Annotated in this window: 4 protein-coding genes; 3 read left to right on the forward strand and 1 reads right to left on the reverse strand. The window is 33.7% G+C overall.

Going from position 1 to position 2,325, the window contains the following annotated elements:
• Nucleotides 1-44 precede the first annotated feature (44 nt).
• From V7183_RS13870 to V7183_RS13880, 3 genes are read left to right on the forward strand one after another with little or no spacing between them, the layout of a single operon-like run.
• On the forward strand, nucleotides 45-416 hold the full coding sequence (locus V7183_RS13870; protein ID WP_335359889.1) for a GntR family transcriptional regulator: 372 nt from the start codon (nucleotides 45-47) through the stop codon (nucleotides 414-416).
• Nucleotides 417-421: 5 nt separating this feature from the next.
• The gene (locus tag V7183_RS13875; protein WP_335359890.1) at nucleotides 422-1,288 is read left to right on the forward strand and encodes an ABC transporter ATP-binding protein; all 867 of its coding nucleotides are present in this window, start codon (nucleotides 422-424) and stop codon (nucleotides 1,286-1,288) included.
• Nucleotides 1,281-1,889: an ABC-2 transporter permease gene (locus tag V7183_RS13880; RefSeq protein WP_335359891.1), complete on the forward strand. Its 609-nt coding sequence runs from the start codon at nucleotides 1,281-1,283 to the stop codon at nucleotides 1,887-1,889. Before V7183_RS13875 ends, V7183_RS13880 begins: the two co-directional genes overlap by 8 nt.
• 203 nt (nucleotides 1,890-2,092) lie before the next feature.
• Here V7183_RS13880 and V7183_RS13885 read toward each other — a convergent pair.
• Nucleotides 2,093-2,325 (reverse strand): thiol-activated cytolysin C-terminal domain-containing protein (locus V7183_RS13885; protein WP_335359892.1); only part of this gene is annotated, 233 nt, incomplete at its 5' end.

Below are 2,325 nucleotides of genomic sequence, written 5' to 3' on the forward strand. Positions count from 1 at the left end.
GTATATAGAGTATATATACAATATAAAGACTAAGAGGGATTTGCATGCAAATAATTATTTCAAACAGTTCTAAGGAGCCGATTTACGAACAAATTACTAATCAAATAAAATCACTAATTTTGAATGGTAATTTAAAAGAGGGATCGCCACTCCCATCAATGCGCCAGCTCGCCAAGGATTTACAAGTCAGTATTATCACAACAAAGCGCGCGTATGAGGAGTTAGAAAAAGCAGGCTTTATTTATTCGATTGTAGGTAAGGGCTCTTTTGTTGCTGAACAAAATTTAGATGTCGTACGTGAGAAAAAATTAAAAGTTATTGAAGAACAGTTATTGTCTGTCGTTGCTAATAGTAAGGAAATTGGGCTACCCTTAACGGAACTGCGAGAATTATTAACTATTTTATATGAGGAGTAAAATGTATGGAGAATATAGTAGAGCTACACAATGTTAGCAAAACATTTCAAGGTTTTTCGATAGAGCAATTAAATTTACAAATCAAAAAAGGATTTGTAACAGGCTTCATTGGCGCAAATGGTACTGGGAAGTCGACAACCATTAAAATGATGATGAACTTATTAAAGCCAGATGCAGGTGAGATTAAAATTTTTGGCTTAGACTACGCATCGCACGAAAAGGAAATTAAAGAGCGCATCGGTTTTGTCTTTGATAGTAACGTATTTTATGAGGGCCTAAATCTAAAGGATATTAAGCGAATGGTCGCACCCGCTTATAAAAATTGGGACGAAACGATATTTAAGCGCTATGTAGAGCAATTTGAACTGCCGATGAATAAAGCGATTAAAACTTTTTCAAAAGGTATGCAGATGAAGGCTTCATTAGCGCTTGCGCTATCACATCATGCTGAGTTGATTATTATGGATGAGCCAACAGCAGGCTTAGACCCAATATTTAGACGTGAGTTACTCAATTTACTACATGAATTAATGCTTGATGGCAATCGCACCATTTTCTTCTCTACACATATTACGACGGATTTAGATCGCATCGCTGATTTTATTGCCTTTTTAAAAAAGGGACAATTAATGTTTAATCAGTCAATTCATGAAGTGGAAGAAAACTATGCATTAGTAAAAGGCAGTACGGATTTATTAGATCGCGATACAGAAAAAGCCTTTATAAATATTCATCGTGCACCGACTGGCTTTGAGGCATTAACGAACAATGTAGCTGAAGTTGAACAAATTTTTGGTAATGAGGTTATGATTGAACGCGCCTCATTAGAAGATATCATGTATTACTCGAAAGGAGTAGGGCATCATGCTTAATTTAATCAAGCGCGATTTAATTTTACAGAAGAAACAATTGCTCTTTTATTTAGGCTTCATTATCTTTTTTATTGTGATGAACAAGCACCACCCTATTTTTATATTTACGATTGCAAGTATTTTGATTCCAGTTAATACGCATGCCTACGATGCAAAGGCAGAAACAAATATTTTATTAAATTCTTTACCATATACACGTAAGGAAATTGTCGCTTCACGTTATATTGGAGCAATTGTTTACATGTTGCTAGCAATTACTATAACAAGCGCAATGCTTATCATCTTTCAAAAGTCATTTACTGTAGAGCATATTATAATGAGCAATGCATTATTTTTACTATTTGCAGCCTTTACATTTCCACTATTTTATCAATTTAAACAAGATCATCTATTTTTGATTATTATGAGTTTATTTTTAGTAGTAACTTTCTTTGGTCCAGGTGCGGTACAATTTCTTGCAACAGAGTTTAATACAGTTACCGATGCTATTTTCAGCTTATCTGTACCTGCATTGTATACCATAGCTGCGATTATTATTATATGTGCTTATACGATTTCATGGGGAGTATCATTAATCATTTATCAACGTAAAGCATTTTAATTCGAAATCTTCTGTATTATAAAACAAAAATTTAACATGCTATCCTTGTTAAAGTAGCAAAATCCGGTGAGATTTCAACATATCTTTTCAATATTTCGAGATTCACGATCATTTAACAAACTTAAAAAAATAATTTCTCGCCCAAGGAAAATCAGAAAAAAAAGCGCCCTGTAAACAGGGCGCTTCGAACGTATACATCACCTTTAATTATAACTAATATTATAAGTTGGGTATAATGTCGTTCCGCTAATCCAGATTTTTATTTCATTTGTTAACGGAACATTTTGTTCATTAATAACAGTTCTCCACCATTCCCATGCAAGACCTGTACATTCTCTCGCTAAGACTTTTATATTTTTTGAATTAGGTGGAAGTGATATGACTGTAGAGAAATGAGCAGTTTTGTCTTTGTTATTCCCTTCCCAAGTTTTATGGG

The sequence above is a fragment of the Bacillus sp. JJ1127 genome, assembly GCF_036965845.1.
Taxonomy (GTDB): Bacteria; Bacillota; Bacilli; order Bacillales; family Bacillaceae_G; genus Bacillus_A.